Raw genomic sequence first — 20,442 nt, forward strand, 5'->3', positions numbered from 1 at the left:
TTATTGTGGTCCGCGCCGTTCGGCGCTGGATTGTTGAAATGGCGTTAGCTGCGCTCGGTCTTGATGATTTCGGTCATGGTGACGCCGAGTTTTTCCTCGACCAGCACCACTTCGCCGCGCGCGACGAGGCGGTTGTTGACGTAGATGTCGATGGCCTCGCCGACCCGGCGGTCCAGCTCCAGCACGGTGCCGGGCCCGAGCTTCAGCAACTCGCCGACATCCATCTTCGAGCGGCCGAGCACCGCGGAGACCTGCACGGGCACGTCGAACACCGCTTCCAGGTCGGCGGCGATGCGCGTGACCTGTTCGTCCTCATTGTATCCGACGTCCCCCATCGCGACCGGATCGGCGCCGTTGAGATCGGGGAGCGGCACCTGGGTGTCGTTGCTCATGATGTGGTCCTCATGGCCGTGCAAGGCCGGTTGGGTTGCGCGACGCCATATAGCGCCCGACGAGTTCGCCAATTTTTGCTTCGATCGCCGTGCGTTCCAGCAGCACGCCGCCATCGGCCCATTCGATCTTGCAATCGCCGTTGTCGATGTCCGGCTCGGACAGGATCACGAGCTTGCCCTGGAAGCCGCTCTGCTTGGCCAGTTTCTCGATCCGCTCGCGGGCTTCGTCATATAATCGGTCGTTGATGCGGACGACGAGATGCGGCGTCGCCACCAGATGCTTGAAGCAATCATGAACCAGCGCCATCACTTCGGTCAGCGGCTCGCCGGCAATCAGTTCGCTGCACAGCTTGCGCGCAACGGCGACCGCCACGTCGACCGCTTCGGTCTCCATCCGGCTCTCGATGCCGGAGAAGCGGCCGGCAATGTCGCTGATCGCCACGCCGATCTGTTCCAGCGCCAGCGCGGCGCGGCGGTCGCTTTCCACCTTGGCCTCGTGCTGGGCGGCGTCAAATCCGTTGCGATAGGCGCGGGCTTCGGCATTGGCGATCATCTCGGCGATTTCCGCCGAGGTTGCAGCCTTTTCGCGCGCCTTGTCGGGCACCGCGAAATCGACGTCGAACAGGAATTTTGCGGGAGCGGCCATCAATACACCAGTTCGTCGTCGGCGCGGTTCTTGGTGAGTACGATCTCGCCCTTGGCGGCGAGATCCTTGGCGAGGTTGACAAGCAGCGCCTGGGCCTCGTCGACGTCGCGCAGTCGCACCGGGCCGAGCGCGGCCATGTCGTCGAGCAGCATCTTGGCGGCGCGCGACGACATGTTGCCCATGAAGAAGTTGCGGACCTCCTCGTTGGCGCTCTTCAGCGCGATGCCGAGCTTGTCCTTGTCGATGTTGCGCATCAGCGTCTGTGCCGATCCTGCATCCAGCTTGATCAGATCGTCGAAGGTGAACATCAGCGCCTTGATGCGCTCGGCGGCTTCGCGATTGTCTTCTTCCAGCGAGGTGATGAAGCGGGTTTCGGTCTGGCGGTCGAAATTGTTAAAGATTTCGGCCATCACCTCGTGGGCATCGCGGCGTCTGGTTTGCGACAGATTGGACATGAATTCCAGCCGCAACGTCTGCTCGACGCGCTCGATGACTTCCTTCTGCACGGCTTCCATTTTCAGCATGCGGCCGACGACGTCGAGCGCGAGATCCTCGGGCAGGATCGCAAGGACCCGGGCGGCATGCTCCGACTTCAGCTTGGACAAAACCACGGCGATGGTCTGCGGGTATTCATTCTTGAGGTAGTTGGCGAGCACCTCCTCCTGCACGTTGGACAGTTTTTCCCACATGTTGCGGCCGGCCGGGCCACGAATTTCTTCCATAATGCCGTTGACGCGGTCCGACGGCAGGTACTTCTGCAGCAGACGTTCGGTGGCGTCGAAGGTGCCCATCAGGGCGCCCGATGCCGACATCCGCGACACGAATTCGAGCAGCAGGTCCTCGACCGTCTCCGGCTCGACCGTCCCGAGCGAGGACATCGCCAGCGACAGCTCGCGCACCTCGTCGTCGTCGAGCAGTCCCCAGACCTTGCCGCCGTATTGTTCGCCGAGCGCCAGCATCAGCATGGCCGCGCGTTTCGGGCCGCTGACCGGCTTGCTGGGCGCGCGGGCGCCCTGGCGCTGAGCGAGCGATGCGACGACGCTGGCGATATCGCTGGAGTTGTCGCCTGTGGTTGCGGGGACTGCCATTCAGATCACGCCGGTTCCTGCAGCCACGCGCGAACGATGGCTGCCGTTTCGTTGGGATTGCGATCGGCCAGTTCGCCGACGCGGTGAACGGATTGGGCGTGGACCTGGCCCTGAATGGTGGCGACGTCGATCATGTTGGGGACGCCGGGGGCGACCGGGTGGCCGCTCGCATCGACCGCAGTGCCGTCGGTCAGCGCCGGCACGCCGCCCTGGGCGGCAAGCGCCGGCACAGCATCGCTGGCGAGAATGCGGCGGACCAGCGGACGGATGACCATGAACATCACCACCAGGCCGAGCAGCATCATCACCGCCAGCTCGATGACGTACATGACGTCGTCCTTGGTGAACTGCAGCATCCCGAAGAGCCCGGTCGGCTCGGCATTGGGTGTGACCGCGGGGGCTTCGGCGAATTTCAGGTTGACGATTTCGACCTGGTCGCCGCGCTTCTGGTCGAAGCCGATGGCAGAGCGGACCAGCGTGGCGATGCGGTCGAGTTCGCTCTTGGTGCGCTCCTGGTAGACCATCTCGCCTTTTTCGTTCTTGGTGTACTGCCCGTCGACCAGCACGGCCACCGAGATGCGGTTGACCCGTCCTGCTTCGGTCACTTCCGTCTTGGTGACGCGGGAAATCTCGTAGTTGTTGGTTTCTTCGGACTTCTTGCTCTGGTCCTTGGCGGCGGCGGCGCCGCCCTGTCCCTGATTGCCCGGCAATTCATTGTTCACCGTCACCGCACCGTCGGTGGCGCCGGAGGCCGAGGATTCTTCGCGCGACTGGCTGGAGCGCAGGACGCGGCCTTCCGGATCGAACTTGTCCGAGGTCTGGGTCACCTTGTTATAGTCAAAATCGGCGGTGAGCTGGACGCGGGCGCGGCCGGCGCCGACGATGGAAGAGACGATTGCCTCGATCTGGTTGCGCATGCGCTTTTCGAAGCCGGCGCGGCGTTCGTCGCCGTTGCCGCCATTGGCAGGATCGCCCTCGGCGCCGTCGGCGAGCAACTGTCCGGCCTCGTCGACGATCGAGACACGGTTCGGCTTCAACCCGTTGACGGCCGAGGCGACGACGTGGCGGATGGCGCGAACCTGCTGCGGCTCGAGCGCGCCGCGCACCCGCAGCACGATCGAGGCGGACGGCTCCGGGGTCTCGCGGGAGAACAGCGGGCGCTCCGGCAGCACCAGATGAACGCGCGCGGCCTGGATCCGGTCGATTGCCCGGATGGTCCGCGCCAGTTCGCCTTCGAGGGCGCGCAAGTGATTGATGTTCTGGACAAAGCTGGTGGTGCCGAGGGCGTCGGACTTGTCGAAGATCTCATAGCCGACGCCGCCGCCCTTGGGCAGGCCGGCTTCGGCCAGCTTCATGCGCAGGCGGGTGACCTTGTCCTTGGGCACCATGATGGCGGCGCCGTCGTTCTTCAGTTCGTAGGGGATGGCCTGGCGTTCCAGGTCCTTGATGATGCCGGAGGAGTCTTCAACGCTGAGATCGGTAAAAAGCGTTGTCATCTGGGGGGTGGTGACCCGCATGATGACGAACGCAAAGAAGCCGATCAGCGCAGCCGTGACAGCGATCATCGCCATCAGGCGTGCCGCGCCCAGACCCTTGAGGAAACCTATGAGACTCTGCACCCGAACCAGCCCCTGAGATTCGGCGCGAATGGCCGACTGGGCAAATTTTGCCCATGGGATGGTTTCGATATGGTTAACGATGGTTAACGGCCAGCAAACAGTGCCAAAATGACGAACACCGGCTTCCCGTGAAGGAGCCGGTTTTCGTCAAATGCGCGATACCTGAGAAGATTCGCTTATTGGCGGTATTGCTGGATGCGGGTCGTCCGCAGCCCCGCCAGGCCATGCTGGTCGATGGAGAATTGCCAGGAGAGGAATTCGTCGACGGTCAGCGTGTAGCGGCTGCAAGCCTCCTCAAGGGAGAGCAAGCCCCCCCGTACGGCGGCGACAACTTCGGCCTTGCGGCGGATGACCCACCGTTTTGTCCCGGGCGCTGGCAGATCCGCAATTGTTAACGGACTACCGTCAGGCCCGATGACGTATTTCACCCTCGGGCGATGGGGTTCTGTCATGGCGTACTCACAAACTCTCAACCACTGAACTCACTCTAGGAACCTACGCCCAGCGACTTAAAATTTGCCTAAGCCTAATCGTCCAATACGAATTGAGTTGAATTTCGACAGAATAGCTGACCGAATCATCTGATTCGTCGACGGAGAGACGCGGAAGCGCGGTGATCGAGGGCGACGTTTTGCACCGCGAGGCCGACAAACTGGCGCCGCAGTCAGCGCCCGCTGACGCAATCCGCCGGAGGACCGTGCTGATGCGAATTGTAAGCCCCGCGGGATCCAAACCCGCCCCAGCGTTCGCCAGGCTCAGGTCGTGCTGGGCGTCGTGGGTGTGGTCGGCGTCGTCGTGCCCGGACGCACCACACGCTTGATCTGGTCGGTCGTGTAATTCTGTCCGCCGATCGACAGGAGCGCCGGACTCGAGGTGAGATCGACGGAATCCACGATGCCCTGAACTTCCGTGGAGATCGCCACTTCCTTGCCGTTCTGGTCCTTGCCGGTGGCAGTGAGCTTGTAGACGCCGGCCGGATTGGAGGTGCCGTCGTTGCTCTTGCCATCCCACAGGAAGCTCGAACCGCCCGACTTGATGTTGAAATTGCCGCTGTAAACGGTGTTTCCGGCCGAGTTCGTAATGCTGATGACAGCGCTGGTATCCTTCGCCGCCGTCATATTCCAGGTCGCCTTCTGATCGAACTTCGTCGTGCTGCCGTCGACAGAAACGGTGTTGCCGACGTAGACCAGCGCTTCGGTCGCCTGCGAGCTCTTCTGAAGCGCGACCAGCGACTTCAACTGGTCGTTCGACTTCAACTGCTGCTCGACGCCCGCGAACTGCACGAGCTGCTGGGTGAACTGGTTGGTGTCCAGCGGGTCGAGCGGATTCTGGTTCTTCAACTGGGTGGTCAGCAGCGTCAGGAAGGTCTGGAAATTATCCGCGATCCCCGTCGTTGTGCTCGCGGTGGTGTCGGTCCCGGTGGTGCTCGGAGTGGCCGGCGCGGAGACGACCGGCTTTGCAATGGTTGCATCAATCGCCATGGTTCTCTCCTCAGATTCTGATGTCGACGCCGCTGCTGGATCCCAGCATGCGGCCGTAGTTGCGGCCTGCGACGGCGGCGGGAATGACATTGTCTTCAGTGACGATCACGCGCTGCGTATTGCGACCTGACTCACCGTTGGCGTTCTGACCGTTGCCGTTCTGCTGGCCTGACGAGGATTGGTCGCGCAGGCTGAATTGCAGGCCGCCGTCAGCGGTCTTCATGCCGGCCTGCTCCAGCGCGCGCTGCAACTGCGGTGCGTCCTGGCGCAGCATTGCCAGCGTCTCCGCTTTTTCGACCGTCAGATGCGAGGTGACGTTGCCGTGACGGTCGACATCGAGGCGCACGTCGATACGGCCGAGTTCGGCGGGATCGAGGCGGATTTCGAAGCGGGTGTTGCCGGCCTGCGCAGTGGCGGCGATCTGCACCGCGATGCCGTTGAGCGGTACCGGCGCGGTGGGGGCGGCATTGGCGGTCAATTGAAGGGCCGGGGCTGTATCCGTCGCGGAAGGTAGCACCGGCTGTTGCTGGACATTGTTTGCGGCGAGCTGACCGGCATCAGCCTGGCTGCCCTGGGCCGCGGAAGCAGCATCTGCGCTGTGGCGATCGTGCCCGGCTGTCTTGGCCGGGGCGAGTTCGACGGGGGCAGCGTCCGGCTTGGCGGTTTCGGTGCCGGCATTGTTGGGCTTTGCGCCAGTCGCCGGCGCGGTCGTCCCGTTGGCTGGGTGCGTCGCGGAGGTTGTCGTCAAGGGATACGCGGTTGCGGATTTGGCGGTGGCAGCCGTCGTGTCATCGGCGGATTTTCCGGCCTGCTTCAAGCCGGCCTTGCCGGCAGCGGGCGTTGCCGCGGCGATGATGGCGGCGAAATCCTGGTCGGACGCCGTCGTCGCGCTGGTCGCAGCTGCCTGCTCCGCCGTGGAGGTGGCTGTGGCCCCGGTGGCCACTGCCTCGGTAGCAGCGGCCTTGGCGGCAAGCGCCGCGGCAGCAGCCGTCGCCGACTGGGTCGCGCCCGCCGCTTCTGCGGTCGCGGGAGTTGCCGTGGTGTCGGTCGTAGCTATCGCGGCAGGTACGGGAGCGACGACGGCAACGGTGGCGGGCGTCGCAGTCGCCGGGGTTGCTGTCGTCGTATTTGCGTCTTTGCCCTTGTCACCCGCGGCCTGCTTGTCGCTATCAGCCTTGGTGGCGTCTTTGGCCGATGAATCTGAATCCTTGGCGGGGGGCTTCTGGTTGTCCTTGGTCGCCTTGGCGTCGGCGGCGTCTGCTTTGGCGTCCTTCGCCGCGTCGGCGGTCTTGTTCGCCTGGGTGTCCCGGTCGCGCACATCCGCAGCGTTGGCGCTGGCTGCACGGCTGTCGTCCCGCGCCGACCGGGCGTCGGAGCCAGATCTGTCATCGGGGCGCGCCGGTGCGGGCGCCGCCGTGGAGGGAGTCGACGCAGCGGTGGCGTTGTTTGCAGAATTGCTGTCGACCAATGCCGCAAAGCTGTCCTGTCCTGTCGTCTGCTCGTCGCGCGCCGACTTCGACCGCGAAGCCTGACGAGAGGCAGCCGAGGCAGGATCTGTTGTAACGCTAACCACGGGCGGCCCTTCCAGATGAATTCCAGCTTCTACTCAGCAAGGAGCGGGCCATCTGTGTCGGGTTAGAAAAGTTCATATATTTCATATAGTTACAGAATGTGATCGTGACTTGAGGCCCGACTTCCGATGGTCTTGTTCTGCCCGGCGGCAAGATTTGCCGTTTGCCGGGCTGCAAAACGGCCTTGCCGTGATTGCCTGACAGGAAGTCGGCCTATATTAACGTCGGGCATCCTTGCCAGCGCCGGAATGGCTTCAAGTTCCGGAATTTGCTTCAGCTTCCTGAGTGCGGCGGTTCGCAGCCCCGCATTCGCATCAATGACCGGAACCATGCTCAACAGTCTGGACCTCGAAGGCCGTCCGCAGGACACTAGGGTCGTTGTCGCCATGTCGGGCGGCGTCGACTCCTCGGCGACGGCTGCGCTGTTGAAGTCCGAAGGTTACGACGTCGTCGGCATCACGCTGCAGCTCTACGATCATGGCGCCGCGACCCATCGCAAGGGCGCCTGCTGCGCCGGCCGGGACATCCATGACGCCCGCGACGTCGCCGAGCGGATTGGCATTCCGCACTATGTGCTCGACTACGAGAGCCGGTTCCGGGAATCGGTGATCGACAATTTTGCGGCCAGTTATGCCTCGGGCGAGACGCCGGTGCCATGTATCGAGTGCAACCGCTCGGTCAAGTTCCGCGATCTGCTCGCGACTGCGCGCGAGCTTGGCGCCTCGGCGCTGGCCACCGGCCACTATGTTGCGTCGCGCCGCCTCGATGACGGCTCGCGCGCGCTGGTCTGCGCCGCCGACGCCGATCGCGACCAGAGTTACTTCCTGTTTGCCACCACCCAGGAACAGCTCGACTACCTGCGCTTTCCGCTCGGCGACATGACCAAGCCGCAGACACGCGAACTGGCGCGACGGTTCGGTCTGTCGGTGGCCGACAAGCAGGACAGCCAGGACATCTGCTTCGTGCCCTCGGGCAAGTACACCGACGTCATCGAGCGCATGAAGCCGAACGCGCTGGCGCCGGGCGACATCGTCGACCTCGACGGGCGCGTGCTCGGCCGTCACGAAGGCATCATTCATTTCACAGTCGGCCAGCGCCGCGGTCTCGGCATCGCATCCAGCACGCCGCTTTATGTGGTGCGGCTGGACGCCTCGACGGCCCGCGTCGTGGTCGGCCCGCGCGAGGCGCTGCGGATGCACCGTATCGCGCTGCGCGATATCAACTGGATCGGCGGCGGCACGCTCGACCGCGCGGTCGGTGACGGGCTGGAGATGTTCGTCAAGGTTCGCTCCACCCGGGCGGCGCAGGCGGCCTGGCTGCGCGCGACCGATGGCGGCTACGAAGTCGAACTGGTCGGCGGTGAGGAGGGCGTGTCGCCCGGTCAGGCCTGTGTGTTCTATGACGCGGTGGGCGGGCAGGCACGCGTGCTTGGCGGCGGCTTCATCAAAAGCGCTGCGGCGAAAAGCCCTGTCGGTATCCCGTTGCGTGATGCTAATGTCCCGCAGTCGCTGGTGACAGCGTTGCGCGTTTAAGAGTTCAGGGCACGAAATGGCTGGCGATATTGATCGCGCGGGTGTCGCCAAGGCCTACGGGCTCTGGGCACCGATCTACGACGTTGTATTTGGCAAGGTATTCAATCCCGGCCGGCAGGCCACGATCGTGGAAGCCAACAGGATCGGCGGACGGATTCTTGACGTGGGCGTCGGCACCGGCCTGTCGCTGACCGACTATGCACGCACCACGAAAATCTGCGGCGTGGATATCTCGGAGCCGATGCTGCGCAAGGCGCATGACAGGGTCCGCGCCCTCAACCTCAGCAATGTAGAATCGCTGGCGGTGATGGACGCCAAGAATCTCGCTTTTCCGGATTCATACTTTGACGCCGTGGTGGCGCAGTATGTCATCACCGCGGTCCCCGATCCCGAAGCGACGCTGGATGAGTTCATTCGCGTCCTGAAGCCGGGCGGCGAACTGATCCTGGCCAATCACATCGGTGCGGAAAGCGGTTTTCGCCGGGTGTTCGAACTGGCCTTCGCACCGCTGGCGCGGCGGCTTGGCTGGCGTCCGGAATTTCCCTGGGGGCGCCTCGTGAAATGGGCCGCCGGTCACGGCGGCGTCACGCTTACCGAGCACCGTCCGATCGAACCATTGGGTCATTTTTCGCTGATCCGCTACCACAAGTCCTGACCGCGGCGTTTTGACCGGGAACATCGGGTCCGGAATTCCGTTTTGTCACCATGCTGATGAAACGGTCGATCTTTCTCGCAGCCCTTCTGGCCTGCTCCAGCGCCGCTTTCGCGCAGGCGCCGCCGACGGCTACTCCGCCCGCGCCGACTGCGACGCCGCCGCGCCCATCTACAAACTGCGTGCCGACCCGGACCAACCCGCAAGGAACGGTCGAGCCGGGCGGCTCCGCCGGCCAACGCGCCGAACCACTCGGGGACAAGCTGGCAAGGTCGGACGGTGTGCTCTGCCCGCCCGCTGGCGTCGATCCCGAAATACGCGCGCCGACGCCTGAGACGGGCAACACGCCCGTGATCCCACCGCCCGGCAGCCCCGGCGGCGCTACATCGGTGCGGCCGAAGTAATATGTCATCGAACTCAGCTGGGGAGAGTCCGTTGATGGTGCAAAATTAGCGGGACACATCGGGAAATATTTACGTCCTGTTAACCACAAGCTGAAATTGTCCCACGTCATAACGAATTGTTAACCTCACCTCGTGGGGCGACAGGGGACATAATGAGCACGGTCACCTCCGGCTATGCCAACTCCTATGCGCAGCTCGGCTCCGCCTATATGCGTGCCGCAGCGGCGCAGCCGACGCTGGCGGAATTGCTTTCAAGCAGCGACTCGTCATCCGGCACGACGTCCAATGCTGCGACCAATCTGACGCTATCCGATGCCGCGAAGGCACAACTCTCCGGCACCGCCGCGGTGAAGGATTTCACCACCGTCACAAGCGAGGCGCGCAGCACGCTCGATGGCCTTTACAAAGCAGCCAAGGTCACCGCGCCGCTCGACGCCGCTGGCAATGCCACCATCGACCTGAAGTCCCTCGATCGCCGTTCGCTGTTTGCGATTGCCGCCAACAACGGCGGCAAGTTCAGCGCCGACGAGCAGGCGGTGGCATCGAAAGAACTCGGCAATCGGTTCGATGCGGCACTGGCGCCGGCCACCGGCACTGCGAAACTGACCGGCAACTTCAGCGGCGTCTACAAGGCGGCGCTGGATTATCTCGATGGCGCCAGCGCCGAGGAGAAGTCGACGGCATCATGGGGCGCACAACGCGCCGCCGTGGTGAAGGGCGTCCAGGCCACCCAGCAGGATCCGACCAAGGCTCCGTCCGGGATTTCCGGCGATCCGGTGGCAGCCTATCTGGCGCGGGACGCCAGCGGGGCAACGCCCCCAGTGGCAAGCTTTTCCAGCGTCGCCAAGACGGTTCGCGGGACGCTCGACGCGCAGGCAAAGGCCGCGACCGCTGCCGGCAAGGAGCTTGTGTTCGATACGGGCCGAAAGACCGGGCAACTCGCCGATCTCTCGGCGATCGACAATCGCTCGTTGTCCGCCATATCGCTCAATCAGGATGGCATGTTCTCCGGTACTGAGAGCTTTGCAGCCAAGAAAGAACTGGATTCCCGCAACCGCGCCAGCATTCTCGCGGCGCTCCATCAGAGCCAGAGCAGCGGCGATCCCACCCAGCTCAGCCTTGGCATTCTCAACGCCTATTCGGCGATGAGCGCCGAAGAACGCCAGTCGGCCAACTGGACGCCGGCCTTTCGCGACAACGCCGTTGCCAACTACAAATCCACCAGCAACATCCTGTCGATGCTGAAGGCCTCTTAACCGCGGCACAAAAACCCCGCCCGGCGGGGGAGACCAGGGCGGGGTTCTAGGTCCGTCGCTACACTGCGACGGGCGTGGCGATCAGGCGATCAGTCGATGACCTGAACGATCCGGCGGCTACGCGGCTCGACCAGGATGGTCTGGCCGTTGACGACAGTGTAGCGGTAGGGCGTCGAACCGTAGCTTTGCGGGACGTCGTAATAGGTGACGCCGGCGTCCGGCAAAGTGCCGCCCACAACGACGCGATCAGGCACCGTGTAGGTCGGTACCCGCTCCCGCACGACATATTCGCGGAACGCCGGCCGCTGCGCGACGGGGATGCCGTCGTCATCCACTTCCTGGACGACCACGCCTCTTTCGCGGGCGACGCCCACGGTCATTTCGCTCTGCGCCTGTGCCGCGATGGGGGCACCGAGAGCGCCCGCAAGTGCGGCAATCGCGATAATTCTGTTCCGCATGGTGATCTCCTTCACATGATGCGCGCTGGCTCGCGCCGCATTGCAAGCCATCCAGCCAGTCGACCAATCGCAGTCGCGGAGGAACGTTCCGCAGAGATGTGAGGTAAATTGGTGCAATGCACCCGACCTGGAAGGAACTCATTGATCCCGCGGGAGTCTGTACGGGGAACCCTGCCACGGGATAAAACCCCGCTACGATCTCGAGCTTCCCGCCAGCCCCCACCGGAGCGACTTTTCATGGTCATCACATCTGCGCACATCCAGCCCATCGTGGCTCTCATCGCCGGCCTGCTGATCCTGCTGATGCCCCGGCTGCTCAACCTGATCGTGGCCATCTATTTGATTTTCATCGGTCTTGTGGGCCTTGGCGTACTCAAGATGTTTCACCTGTCGTAGGGCGCAAACCCCTTCGCAGCTTGCGCCGGAGCGCCAAAACGTGGTGTAAGGCGGCACCTTTTTCTCTCGCGAACTGATTGTAAGCCATGGCAAAAACCGCATCGAAGACCAAAAAAGCTTCAGCGAAATCAAAGCCTTCTGCAGCTGCTCGAGCGAAGGCCCCAGCGCCGGCCCGGACCCGCAAGGCGATCGGCAAGAGCGCGTCCAAGGCGCCCGTCAAGTCCGCAGTGAAAAAGCCGGTGAGCAAGGCCGTAGTCGGCCGGATGCCGGCCAAGAGCCCGGCCAAGCCTGCCCCCAAAGGCGTGGCGAAGGCCGTCGCCAAGAAGAAGCCCGCCGTCGCCGTCAAGCAGGCGCGCAAGCCGGTCAATGAGGCGATCAAGGCTGGCAAGTGGGTCTACAGCTTCGGCGATGGCAAGGCCGAGGGCAAGGCAGGGCTGCGCGACCTGCTGGGCGGCAAGGGGGCCAACCTGGCGGAAATGGCTAATCTTGGCCTGCCGGTCCCGCCCGGTTTCACCATTCCCACCACGGTCTGCACCTATTTCTACGCCCACGACAAATCCTACCCGAAGGACCTTCAGGCCCAGGTCGACAAGGCACTGGCCATGATCGGCAAGATCGCCGGCAAGGGTTTTGGCGACGCCAAGAACCCGCTGCTGGTCTCGGTGCGCTCCGGCGGCCGGGCCTCGATGCCCGGCATGATGGACACCGTGCTCAACCTTGGGCTCAACGACCAGACGGTGGAAGCGCTGGCGGCTCTGTCGGGCGACAAGCGCTTTGCCTATGACAGCTATCGCCGCTTCATCACCATGTATTCCGACGTGGTGCTCGGCTTCGAGCATCATCATTTCGAGGACATCCTCGACACCTACAAGGACAGCAAGGGCTACGCCCTCGACACCGATCTCGACGGCGACGACTGGGCGTTGCTGGTCGGCAAGTACAAGGAAGCGGTCGCCCACGAGACCGGCAAGGAATTTCCGCAGGACCCGCACGACCAGCTGTGGGGTGCGATCGGCGCGGTGTTCTCGTCCTGGATGAACGCCCGCGCGGTGACTTATCGCCGGCTGCACGACATTCCGGAATCCTGGGGCACTGCCGTCAGCGTGCAGGCCATGGTGTTCGGCAACATGGGCGAGACCTCGGCAACGGGCGTCGCGTTCACGCGCAATCCGTCCACCGGCGAGAGCAAGCTGTACGGCGAATTCCTGATCAACGCACAGGGTGAGGACGTGGTGGCGGGTATCCGCACGCCGCAGGACATCACCGAATATGCGCGGCAGGAATCCGGCTCCGACAAGCCCTCGATGGAAGTGGCGATGCCGGAGGCGTTCAAGGAGCTGACGCGGATCTACACCCAGCTCGAGAAGCACTACCGCGACATGCAGGACATGGAGTTCACGGTCGAGCAGGGCCGGCTGTGGATGCTGCAGACCCGCAACGGCAAGCGCACCGCTAAGGCGTCGCTGCGCATCGCCGTCGAGCTCGCCAGCGAAGGCGTGATCTCGCAGCAGGATGCGGTGATGCGGATCGATCCGGCGTCGCTGGATCAGTTGCTGCATCCGAATATCGATCCCGCCGCCAAGCGCGACGTCATCGCTACCGGCCTGCCGGCGTCGCCCGGTGCCGCCTCGGGCGAGATCGTGTTCTCCTCGGAGGAAGCCGCCAAGCTGCAGGCCGACGGCCGCAATGTCATCCTGGTGCGCATCGAGACCAGCCCGGAAGATATCCACGGCATGCATGCCGCCGAAGGCATCCTGACCACCCGTGGCGGCATGACCTCGCACGCGGCGGTGGTCGCGCGCGGCATGGGCAAGCCCTGCGTATCCGGTTGCGGCACCATCCGCGTCGATTACGGCCGCGGCACCATGACCATCGGCAGCCGGGTCTTCAAGGCCGGCGACGTCATCACCATCGATGGCTCGATCGGCCAGGTGCTGGCCGGCCGCATGCCGATGATCGAGCCGGAACTGTCGGGCGAGTTCAACACGCTGATGGGCTGGGCCGACAAGGTGCGCAAGCTCAAGGTGCGCGTCAACGGCGACACCCCGGACGATGCGCGCACCGCGCTGAAGTTCGGCGCTGAAGGCATCGGCCTGTGCCGCACCGAGCACATGTTCTTCGAGGAGACCCGCATCCGCACCGTGCGCGAGATGATCCTCGCCGAAGACGAGCAATCGCGCCGCGCGGCGCTGGCGAAGTTGCTGCCGATGCAGCGCGCCGATTTCGTCGAGCTGTTCGAGATCATGAAGGGCCTGCCGATCACCATCCGCCTGCTCGATCCGCCGCTGCACGAATTCCTGCCGCACACCCAGGCCGAGGTCGAGGAAGTCGCGCGCGCGATGAACACCGACCCGCGCAAACTTGCCGACCGCGCCCGCGATCTCGCCGAGTTCAATCCGATGCTCGGCTTCCGTGGCTGCCGCCTGGCGATCGCCTATCCGGAAATCGCCGAGATGCAGGCGCGTGCCTTATTCGAAGCGGCCGTTGAGGCCACCAAGCGGACCGGCGAACTGGTCGGGCTCGAAGTGATGGTGCCCCTGATCGCCACCAAGATGGAGTTCGATCTCGTCAAGGCGCGGATCGATGCGACCGCGCTGGCGGTGATCAAGGAAACCGGCGGCAAGCTGAAGTACAGCGTCGGCACCATGATCGAGCTGCCGCGTGCCTGCCTGATGGCCGGTGAGATCGCCGAAACCGCCGAGTTCTTCTCGTTCGGAACCAACGACCTGACGCAGACCACCTTCGGCATCAGCCGCGACGATGCCGCGAGCTTCCTCGGCACTTACATCGCCAAGGGTATCTTGCCGGTCGATCCGTTCATCTCCGTGGATCGCGACGGTGTCGGCGAGCTCGTGAAAATCGGTGTTGCGCGCGGCCGCAAGACCCGGCCGGACATCAAGGTCGGGATCTGCGGCGAGCACGGCGGCGATCCGGCGTCGGTCACCTTCTGCCACGAGATCGGCCTCGATTACGTGTCGTGCTCTCCCTATCGCGTGCCGATCGCCCGCCTTGCGGCGGCACAGGCCGCGCTGGGCAAGGTCGTCGCCAGCCAGGCGTGACGACGCTACGCGCAAAACATCGTTAGCAAATGCTGAATGGCCGGGGAGTTCCCCGGCCATTTTTTCGTTTCAATTCGATCGCTCTCGCAACCACTCCGCCGTCATCCTGAGGTGCGAGGGCTCACACGCGATTCGGCTTCCACATGTGCAGAGACCCGAGCCCCGAAGGATGCATGTCCTGCAACGGCGGAGCTACGCCGTCGTCCTTCGAGGCTCGCCAAAGGCGAGCACCTCAGGATGACGGCTCTGTTCAGTTCGCGATGGAACTCTGAATTAGCCAACTGCATATCGAAAAATGCTTCATCACTTTCGTTGACGCGTTGTTTACTTCATTGCTGAAGCCCCTATTTACCAAGGCTTCCGATGATCGCCGTCACAGGCATCCACCTGCTTGCGTGTGTCGTGGCTGCATCAACGATTAACTCCCTCGCAACTTTAATTCGATATCACCAACATTGATCGAATTGTACGGAACGTGCTGTTCGATTGCATGTGTGTAAGCGTTGCGTGAGCGTATCGATGTCAGTAATGCGTAACCGGCCGAAGGGCGCGCGCAGCGTGTCTTTCGGCCTCGGTCTTTGCGTCTTTGCATTGATCCCCAACGAGATCGGCTATCAGGACATCGCTTCGTTGCTGGCGCGCCAGCCGGGCGTCGCCGAACGGTGGCAGAAGCGCGTGATCGCCTCCGCCGTCAGTTCCATCCAGGTCGCGACCTTCTCATTCGGCCGTCCGATCGGCACCACGACGCGCAATGCGGGCCTGCAACTCGCCAGCCTCGACAATTCCGGTATCGACATTACGGGCGCGATCACGCGCAATCCGCTGGCGCAGCCGCCGCGTCCCTATCAGCCTTCCGAGTTTCCCGCCGTCGACCGCACGCTCAAGGGCGACAGGCTCGCCAGCGTGGTTCCCGAGAGCGAGGCGCCCACCGAAGCGCTGCCGAAGAGGGATCTCGTTTCCGACCAATGCGTCGGTAAGAGGCGCGAAGACCGCCGAGGCCGCCGCGCCATCGGCGTCGGTGCACGTTGGCGCGCTCGATCCGGAGCTTGCCGAAGCGCTGAAGGCGCCGCCGCTGCCGCAATACGATGCCACGCTGGCGACCCAGCCGATCATCGACACGAAAGGCCAGCCCGACACCGCCGTCATCGCGGTCGAGCCGGCGCCGCCGAAGGATGGTTTCTCGGTGAAGACTGCCAGCCTGTTCTTCGGCAGCTCGTCGCTGGGCGCGGAAGTCGAGACCATGGAGCGCTGGCAGCCGGGCGAGGAGCCGATGATCGTGCTGCCCGGCGGCACCGTCGATCCCGATCTCAAGGTGAAGGCAATTCCGCCGGCCGCCGCGGCAGATCCCGCGAAAGGCGGCGAGAGCGTCGCCGGCAAGGGCGAGGTCAATACCACCAATCACGTCAAGACCCCGGCCGAGCGGCTTGGTCTGAACACCGACAAGCTGCGCGCCAAGCATGAGAAGTGCCTCACCGAGGCGATCTATTTCGAAGCGCGCGGCGAGGCGGTGCGCGGCCAGATGGCGGTGGCGCAGGTGGTGCTGAACCGCGCGTTCTCCGGCTTCTATCCCACCAATGTCTGCGGCGTGGTTTATCAGAACAAGCATCGCCATCTGGCCTGCCAGTTCACCTTCGCCTGCGACGACGTCGCCGATGTGGTCAAGGAACCGGACATGTGGGACCGCGCCAGGAAAATCGCCAAGGCGTCACTGGACGGCCAGATCTGGCTTCCGGAAGTCGCGAAGTCCACGCACTACCATGCCTATTGGGTTCGCCCGTCGTGGGTGCATGAGATGAAGAAGATGTACAAGTTCGGCGTGCACACCTTCTATCGGCCGCGGGCGTGGGGCGACGGCAGCGATGCGCCGAGCTGGGGTACCAAGGAGCAGACCGCGGCAATCACCGCCCGGCTCGCCGAGGCCAAGCCGTAACCGGGTTCGACTTGTCGCGGGAAAATCCGTTGCGGCAGTGATGCGGCGGACCTGCGGCAAATCCGGTCGCCGCGAACGCGCTCCTGTTTTCCGGAATTTGACGGAACCGATTTGCATTGCTGCTATGCGGCATGGAATTTTTTCCCCGGCCTTTGTGATTTCCATGCGCATGCATTAATCTGGCCGAGCTTGCGGGGAGGTCGGTTTCGACTCGCCCGCCAACGCTTTTGCGGGCCGCGCAGCGGCTCGAATTCTGGCACATCGGGGAAACGACATGGCAGCGACTGACAGCATCTTGCCTTCGCGTGGCCTCGGCTGGCGCACACCGCTGGTGATCGTGATCTGCGGCTCGCTGATCGGCATGCTGACCTTCGGGCCGCGCTCCAGCGTCGGCTTCTTCATGCAGCCCATGAGCCAGCAGTTCGGCTGGGGGCGCGACGTGTTCGCGCTGGCCTTCGCCGTGCAGAACCTGCTGTGGGGCATCGGCCAGCCGTTCGCGGGCGCCATCGCCGACAAGTTCGGCGCTGTCAGGGTGATCAGCGTCGGCGCGCTGCTCTATGCCGTCGGTCTTCTGGTAATGCGCTATTCCTCGACGCCGCTGGAGCTCAATCTCGGTGCCGGGCTGCTGATCGGCTTCGGCCTGTCGGGCTGCTCGTTCAACCTGGTGCTGTCGGCGTTCGGCAAGCTGATGCCGCCGGAGTGGCGCGGCATCGCGCTTGGCGCCGGCACTGCCGCCGGATCGTTCGGCCAGTTCGTGTTCGCGCCGTTCACCGTGGCGATGATCGACAATGCCGGCTGGCAGCCGACGCTGATGACCTTCGCCCTGTTGATGCTGCTGGTGATCCCGCTGTCGCTGGCGCTGGCGACGCCCACCGCTGCGGTGGCCGATGTGCCGGTTGCGCAGCGCCAGTCGTTCCGGGCGGCGCTGTCGGAGGCCTTCGGCCATCGCTCCTACGTATTGCTGGTGCTGGGCTTCTTCACCTGCGGCTTCCAGCTCGCCTTCATCACCATGCATCTGCCGGCCTATCTGGTCGACAGGGGCATGCCGGCCTCGACCGGCGGCTGGGTGATCGCCGTGATCGGCCTGTTCAATATCGTGGGCTCGCTCACGGTCGGCTATGCGCAAAGCAGGTTTCCCAAGCGCTACATTCTGTCCTTCATCTATTTTACCCGCGCACTGGCGACGGTGGCCTTCATCCTGCTGCCGATGACCACCTTCTCTGCGATCGCCTTCGGCATCATCAGCGGCCTGACCTGGCTGTCCACGGTGCCGCCGACGTCGAGCCTGGTGCTGCTGATGTTCGGCACCCGCTGGCTGGCGACGTTGTACGGCTTCGCCTTCTTCAGCCACCAGGTCGGCGGCTTCCTTGGCGCGCTGCTCGGCGGCATCGTCTATGAGAAGTTCGGCTCCTACACGCCGGTGTGGTGGCTGTCGGTGCTGTTCGGCGTGCTGTCGGCGCTGATCAACCTGCCGATCGTCGAAGCCCCCGTGAAGCGCCCGGTTGCGCAGCCGGCGTGATCCTGCCGCGCATCTGAAGAAATTAATGTGACGCGCTTGACTCGCAGACGGGGGCCCATGAACATTGGTACCGGTCGCCCCTATATTTCGGCGACCTTCGTTCTCAGGGCGGGGTGAAACTCCCCACCGGCGGTGATGGCACGCAAGTGCATGAGCCCGCGAGCGCCTGCTGGGCAACCGGCAGGGTCAGCAGACCCGGTGTGACTCCGGGGCCGACGGTATAGTCCGGATGAAAGAGAACGGGATTGCGCAGGATGCTCCGCGTCAGCGGAGCGTTGGCGTGTACCCGTACGTCCTGATTCTGGTCTCAAGCCTCGAGGGCACCCATGAATCAGTCACTGCAACATTCCCAATCCTCCTTGCGCAACGCCACCGTTCCTGCCGGACGGATCGCCTTCATTCAATCCTGCTGGCATAAGGACATCGTCGATCAATGCCGGCTTGGATTCGTCGCCGAGCTGGAGCGGCGCGGCCGGTCCTCGTCGCTGGTCGATTTCTTCGACGTGCCCGGCGCATTTGAGATTCCGCTGCAAGCCAAGCTTTTGGCGCGCAGCGGCCGTTATGTGGCGATCGTCGCCACCGGTCTTGTGGTCGATGGCGGCATCTATCGGCATGAGTTCGTGAGCGATGCAGTGATCAACGGTCTCATGCGCGTACAGTTGGACAGCGATGTTCCTGTGATTTCCGCGGTGCTGACGCCGCAGCATTTCCACGAACATGCCGAGCACATGCGGTTCTTTCACGAGCACTTTCTCGTCAAGGGCACCGAGGCCGCTGCAGCCTGCGAGTTGACGATCCGGAATATTGAAGCCACCCGGCAACTGGCGGCGTGACACCCGATCCCCTATCGCGCCCGATCACCCACGGAGGATCAAGCGTCGTGGCCGATGATCAAGATCGCCTTGATGAATCAGATATCAGATCGTTCCTCGCGGCGTTGCCGTTCGTGCGTGAATTCGGCATCGACGTGGCATCGTTTGCGCTCGGCGCGATCGACATTGAGCTGCCGTTTGTCGAGAGGTTCTCGGGCCCCACCGGATTGTTCCCCGCGTCCATCGTCGGCGATGTGGCGGCGGTGTCGTCGTGTTTGTCGCTGTTGCCGAGAGGATGGGCTCTTGCGACGCTCGACTTCACCATCAAGATGACCGGCTTCGCCAAAGGCGAGACGTTGCTTGCCAAGGGGCGCGTGCTGCAGGCGGGGCGGACCAACTCGGTCGGCGCCGCGGACGTCTACGCGGTCTCCGCTGCGGGAACGACCTTATGCGGAACGGTGCTCGCCACCACAAAGAATTTCAGGATCGGAAATTGAGCGCGCTTCGGTTGCGGTTGGCAGCCATGCGCTATGCGGCTTGGCCGCGGGCAGGTGGCGTTTCTCATGACGACGCGGCATAATTGGGCAGGAGAAATCCAGCCAATACAATTCAGGGAGTGATGCGTTGGGCATGTTCAGGGCGGTTCGGATCGACAAGGCCGACAAGGGCACCACGGTCGCACTCACGCAGTTCGACGAAGCCGAGCTGATGGACGGCGACGTCACCGTGCGGGTTGAATGGTCCACGGTGAACTACAAGGACGGCCTCGCGGTCACCGGCAAGGCGCCGGTGGTGCGCCGGTTCCCGATGATCGCCGGGATCGATCTTGCGGGCACCGTGGAGACGTCGTCGCATCCCGACTGGAAAGCCGGCGACAAGGTGATCTGCAACGGCTGGGGCATGGGCGAGACCCATCTCGGCGCCTACGCCGAGAAGGCGCGGGTCAAGGGCGACTGGCTGGTGCGGTTGCCTGATGGCATGACCGCGCGCGACGCCATGGCCATCGGAACCGCCGGCTACACCGCGATGCTGAGCGTGCTGGCGCTGGAGAAGCACGGCCTGACACCGGCCTCCGGTCCGGTGGTGGTGACAGGCGCTGCCGGCGGCGTCGGCTCGGTGGCGATCGCCGTGCTGTCGAAGCTCGGCTATCACGTCATAGCCTCGACCGGCCGCACGGCGGAAGCCGACTATCTCAAGGGTCTGGGCGCTGCGGATATCATCGACCGCGCCGAATTGTCCGGTCCCGCAAAGCCGCTGGCCAAGGAGCGCTGGGCCGGCGGTATCGACAGCGTCGGTTCGACCACGCTGGCCAATCTGTTGTCGATGACCAGCTATCGCGGCGCCATCGCCGCCTGCGGGCTCGCCGGTGGCATGGACCTGCCGTCATCGGTGGCGCCGTTCATTTTGCGCGGCGTGTGTCTTCTGGGTATCGATTCCGTGATGTGCCCGATCGACCTGCGAAAGCAGGCGTGGGGACGGCTGGCCAGCGATCTGGACAAGGCGAAACTCGCTGAAATCACTCATGAAATCGATCTCGCCGATGTCGTCGCGGCGGGGGCCAGGGTGCTCGCCGGCGAGGTCCGTGGTCGAATCGTGGTAAAGATTCTCTGACGATGTTCAGACTTTA

The 20,442-nt window shown here is 63.8% G+C and carries 18 protein-coding genes, 1 pseudogene and 1 riboswitch; of the genes and pseudogenes, 10 read left to right on the plus strand and 9 right to left on the minus strand.

What is annotated here, in order from left to right; genetic code table 11:
* Positions 1-44: 44 nt before the first annotated feature.
* The 8 genes from fliN to ACUXVA_RS11010 all read right to left on the minus strand — a co-directional run bounded on the left by fliN (position 45) and on the right by ACUXVA_RS11010 (position 7,128).
* Positions 45-392, minus strand: a complete 348-nt coding sequence (gene fliN, locus ACUXVA_RS10975; RefSeq protein ID WP_413776401.1) for a flagellar motor switch protein FliN — start codon at positions 390-392, stop codon at positions 45-47.
* Between the two features lie 10 nt (positions 393-402).
* Entirely contained in the window at positions 403-1,038 is a 636-nt protein-coding gene (locus tag ACUXVA_RS10980) for a FliH/SctL family protein (RefSeq protein ID WP_265080277.1), read from the minus strand.
* Positions 1,038-2,126 (minus strand): flagellar motor switch protein FliG, encoded by a 1,089-nt coding sequence (gene fliG / locus ACUXVA_RS10985; RefSeq protein ID WP_265080276.1) that lies wholly within the window; start codon positions 2,124-2,126, stop codon positions 1,038-1,040. The genes ACUXVA_RS10980 and fliG overlap by 1 nt, the downstream gene beginning before the upstream one ends.
* 5 nt (positions 2,127-2,131) lie before the next feature.
* Positions 2,132-3,745, minus strand: coding sequence for a flagellar basal-body MS-ring/collar protein FliF (gene fliF / locus ACUXVA_RS10990; protein ID WP_265080275.1), 1,614 nt, complete (start codon positions 3,743-3,745; stop codon positions 2,132-2,134).
* A 176-nt stretch (positions 3,746-3,921) separates the two neighbouring features.
* The gene (gene sciP, locus ACUXVA_RS10995; protein WP_002714638.1) at positions 3,922-4,197 is read right to left on the minus strand and encodes a CtrA inhibitor SciP; all 276 of its coding nucleotides are present in this window, start codon (positions 4,195-4,197) and stop codon (positions 3,922-3,924) included.
* 303 nt (positions 4,198-4,500) lie between these two features.
* Positions 4,501-5,226 carry a flagellar hook assembly protein FlgD gene (locus ACUXVA_RS11000; protein ID WP_265080274.1) on the minus strand — a complete coding sequence of 242 codons (726 nt, stop codon included), beginning with the start codon at positions 5,224-5,226 and terminating at the stop codon, positions 4,501-4,503.
* A gap of 10 nt (positions 5,227-5,236) precedes the next feature.
* Complete coding sequence (locus ACUXVA_RS11005; protein WP_445492119.1) at positions 5,237-6,799, minus strand: flagellar hook-length control protein FliK; 1,563 nt, start codon at positions 6,797-6,799, stop codon at positions 5,237-5,239.
* 89 nt (positions 6,800-6,888) lie between these two features.
* Positions 6,889-7,128, minus strand: a complete 240-nt coding sequence (locus tag ACUXVA_RS11010) for a hypothetical protein (protein WP_265080272.1) — start codon at positions 7,126-7,128, stop codon at positions 6,889-6,891.
* On the opposite strand from ACUXVA_RS11010, the gene mnmA reads away from it, so the two are divergent.
* The 3 genes from mnmA (at position 7,127) to ACUXVA_RS11025 (ending at position 10,641) form a co-directional block, all read left to right on the plus strand.
* On the plus strand, positions 7,127-8,329 hold the full coding sequence (gene mnmA, locus ACUXVA_RS11015; protein ID WP_265080271.1) for a tRNA 2-thiouridine(34) synthase MnmA: 1,203 nt from the start codon (positions 7,127-7,129) through the stop codon (positions 8,327-8,329). The two genes, ACUXVA_RS11010 and mnmA, sit on opposite strands and share 2 nt — an antisense overlap.
* 16 nt (positions 8,330-8,345) lie before the next feature.
* On the plus strand, positions 8,346-8,984 hold the full coding sequence (locus tag ACUXVA_RS11020; RefSeq protein ID WP_265080270.1) for a class I SAM-dependent methyltransferase: 639 nt from the start codon (positions 8,346-8,348) through the stop codon (positions 8,982-8,984).
* Between the two features lie 553 nt (positions 8,985-9,537).
* Positions 9,538-10,641 carry a hypothetical protein gene (locus ACUXVA_RS11025; protein WP_265080268.1) on the plus strand — a complete coding sequence of 368 codons (1,104 nt, stop codon included), beginning with the start codon at positions 9,538-9,540 and terminating at the stop codon, positions 10,639-10,641.
* 89 nt (positions 10,642-10,730) lie between these two features.
* On the opposite strand, the gene ACUXVA_RS11030 is transcribed toward ACUXVA_RS11025, so the two are convergent.
* The gene (locus tag ACUXVA_RS11030) at positions 10,731-11,099 is read right to left on the minus strand and encodes a DUF1236 domain-containing protein (RefSeq protein WP_265080267.1); all 369 of its coding nucleotides are present in this window, start codon (positions 11,097-11,099) and stop codon (positions 10,731-10,733) included.
* A 237-nt stretch (positions 11,100-11,336) separates the two neighbouring features.
* Between ACUXVA_RS11030 and ACUXVA_RS11035 the strand changes: the two genes are divergently transcribed.
* From ACUXVA_RS11035 to acuI, 7 genes and pseudogenes are all read left to right on the plus strand, one after another.
* On the plus strand, positions 11,337-11,495 hold the full coding sequence (locus tag ACUXVA_RS11035) for a DUF3096 domain-containing protein (protein WP_265080266.1): 159 nt from the start codon (positions 11,337-11,339) through the stop codon (positions 11,493-11,495).
* A gap of 86 nt (positions 11,496-11,581) precedes the next feature.
* Complete coding sequence (gene ppdK, locus ACUXVA_RS11040) at positions 11,582-14,554, plus strand: pyruvate, phosphate dikinase (RefSeq protein WP_445492123.1); 2,973 nt, start codon at positions 11,582-11,584, stop codon at positions 14,552-14,554.
* Positions 14,555-15,073: 519 nt separating this feature from the next.
* Positions 15,074-16,484, plus strand: a pseudogene (locus ACUXVA_RS11045) (cell wall hydrolase).
* 274 nt (positions 16,485-16,758) lie between these two features.
* Entirely contained in the window at positions 16,759-18,003 is a 1,245-nt protein-coding gene (locus tag ACUXVA_RS11050; RefSeq protein WP_265080263.1) for an MFS transporter, read from the plus strand.
* A 95-nt stretch (positions 18,004-18,098) separates the two neighbouring features.
* A riboswitch (FMN riboswitch) is annotated at positions 18,099-18,248 on the plus strand.
* A 114-nt stretch (positions 18,249-18,362) separates the two neighbouring features.
* On the plus strand, positions 18,363-18,836 hold the full coding sequence (locus tag ACUXVA_RS11055; protein WP_265080262.1) for a 6,7-dimethyl-8-ribityllumazine synthase: 474 nt from the start codon (positions 18,363-18,365) through the stop codon (positions 18,834-18,836).
* Between the two features lie 47 nt (positions 18,837-18,883).
* On the plus strand, positions 18,884-19,312 hold the full coding sequence (locus tag ACUXVA_RS11060) for a PaaI family thioesterase (protein WP_445492126.1): 429 nt from the start codon (positions 18,884-18,886) through the stop codon (positions 19,310-19,312).
* Positions 19,313-19,445: 133 nt separating this feature from the next.
* Positions 19,446-20,426: an acrylyl-CoA reductase (NADPH) gene (acuI, locus tag ACUXVA_RS11065; RefSeq protein WP_265080260.1), complete on the plus strand. Its 981-nt coding sequence runs from the start codon at positions 19,446-19,448 to the stop codon at positions 20,424-20,426.
* The last annotated feature ends 16 nt before the right edge of the window (positions 20,427-20,442 follow it).

Source organism: Rhodopseudomonas sp. RCAM05734, assembly GCF_052658035.1.

What these genes read in the sequence shown, in the direction of transcription:
- ACUXVA_RS11025 (WP_265080268.1), top strand. Translation starts at nt 9,538, where the DNA reads ATGAGCACGGTCACCTCCGGCTATGCCAACTCCTATGCGCAGCTCGGC.
- fliN (WP_413776401.1), bottom strand. Translation starts at nt 392, where the DNA reads ATGAGCAACGACACCCAGGTGCCGCTCCCCGATCTCAACGGCGCCGAT.
- ppdK (WP_445492123.1), top strand. Translation starts at nt 11,582, where the DNA reads ATGGCAAAAACCGCATCGAAGACCAAAAAAGCTTCAGCGAAATCAAAG.
- ACUXVA_RS11030 (WP_265080267.1), bottom strand. Translation starts at nt 11,099, where the DNA reads ATGCGGAACAGAATTATCGCGATTGCCGCACTTGCGGGCGCTCTCGGT.
- sciP (WP_002714638.1), bottom strand. Translation starts at nt 4,197, where the DNA reads ATGACAGAACCCCATCGCCCGAGGGTGAAATACGTCATCGGGCCTGAC.
- ACUXVA_RS11050 (WP_265080263.1), top strand. Translation starts at nt 16,759, where the DNA reads ATGGCAGCGACTGACAGCATCTTGCCTTCGCGTGGCCTCGGCTGGCGC.
- mnmA (WP_265080271.1), top strand. Translation starts at nt 7,127, where the DNA reads ATGCTCAACAGTCTGGACCTCGAAGGCCGTCCGCAGGACACTAGGGTC.
- ACUXVA_RS11010 (WP_265080272.1), bottom strand. Translation starts at nt 7,128, where the DNA reads ATGGTTCCGGTCATTGATGCGAATGCGGGGCTGCGAACCGCCGCACTC.
- ACUXVA_RS11000 (WP_265080274.1), bottom strand. Translation starts at nt 5,226, where the DNA reads ATGGCGATTGATGCAACCATTGCAAAGCCGGTCGTCTCCGCGCCGGCC.
- acuI (WP_265080260.1), top strand. Translation starts at nt 19,446, where the DNA reads ATGTTCAGGGCGGTTCGGATCGACAAGGCCGACAAGGGCACCACGGTC.
- ACUXVA_RS10980 (WP_265080277.1), bottom strand. Translation starts at nt 1,038, where the DNA reads ATGGCCGCTCCCGCAAAATTCCTGTTCGACGTCGATTTCGCGGTGCCC.
- ACUXVA_RS11020 (WP_265080270.1), top strand. Translation starts at nt 8,346, where the DNA reads ATGGCTGGCGATATTGATCGCGCGGGTGTCGCCAAGGCCTACGGGCTC.
- ACUXVA_RS11035 (WP_265080266.1), top strand. Translation starts at nt 11,337, where the DNA reads ATGGTCATCACATCTGCGCACATCCAGCCCATCGTGGCTCTCATCGCC.
- fliG (WP_265080276.1), bottom strand. Translation starts at nt 2,126, where the DNA reads ATGGCAGTCCCCGCAACCACAGGCGACAACTCCAGCGATATCGCCAGC.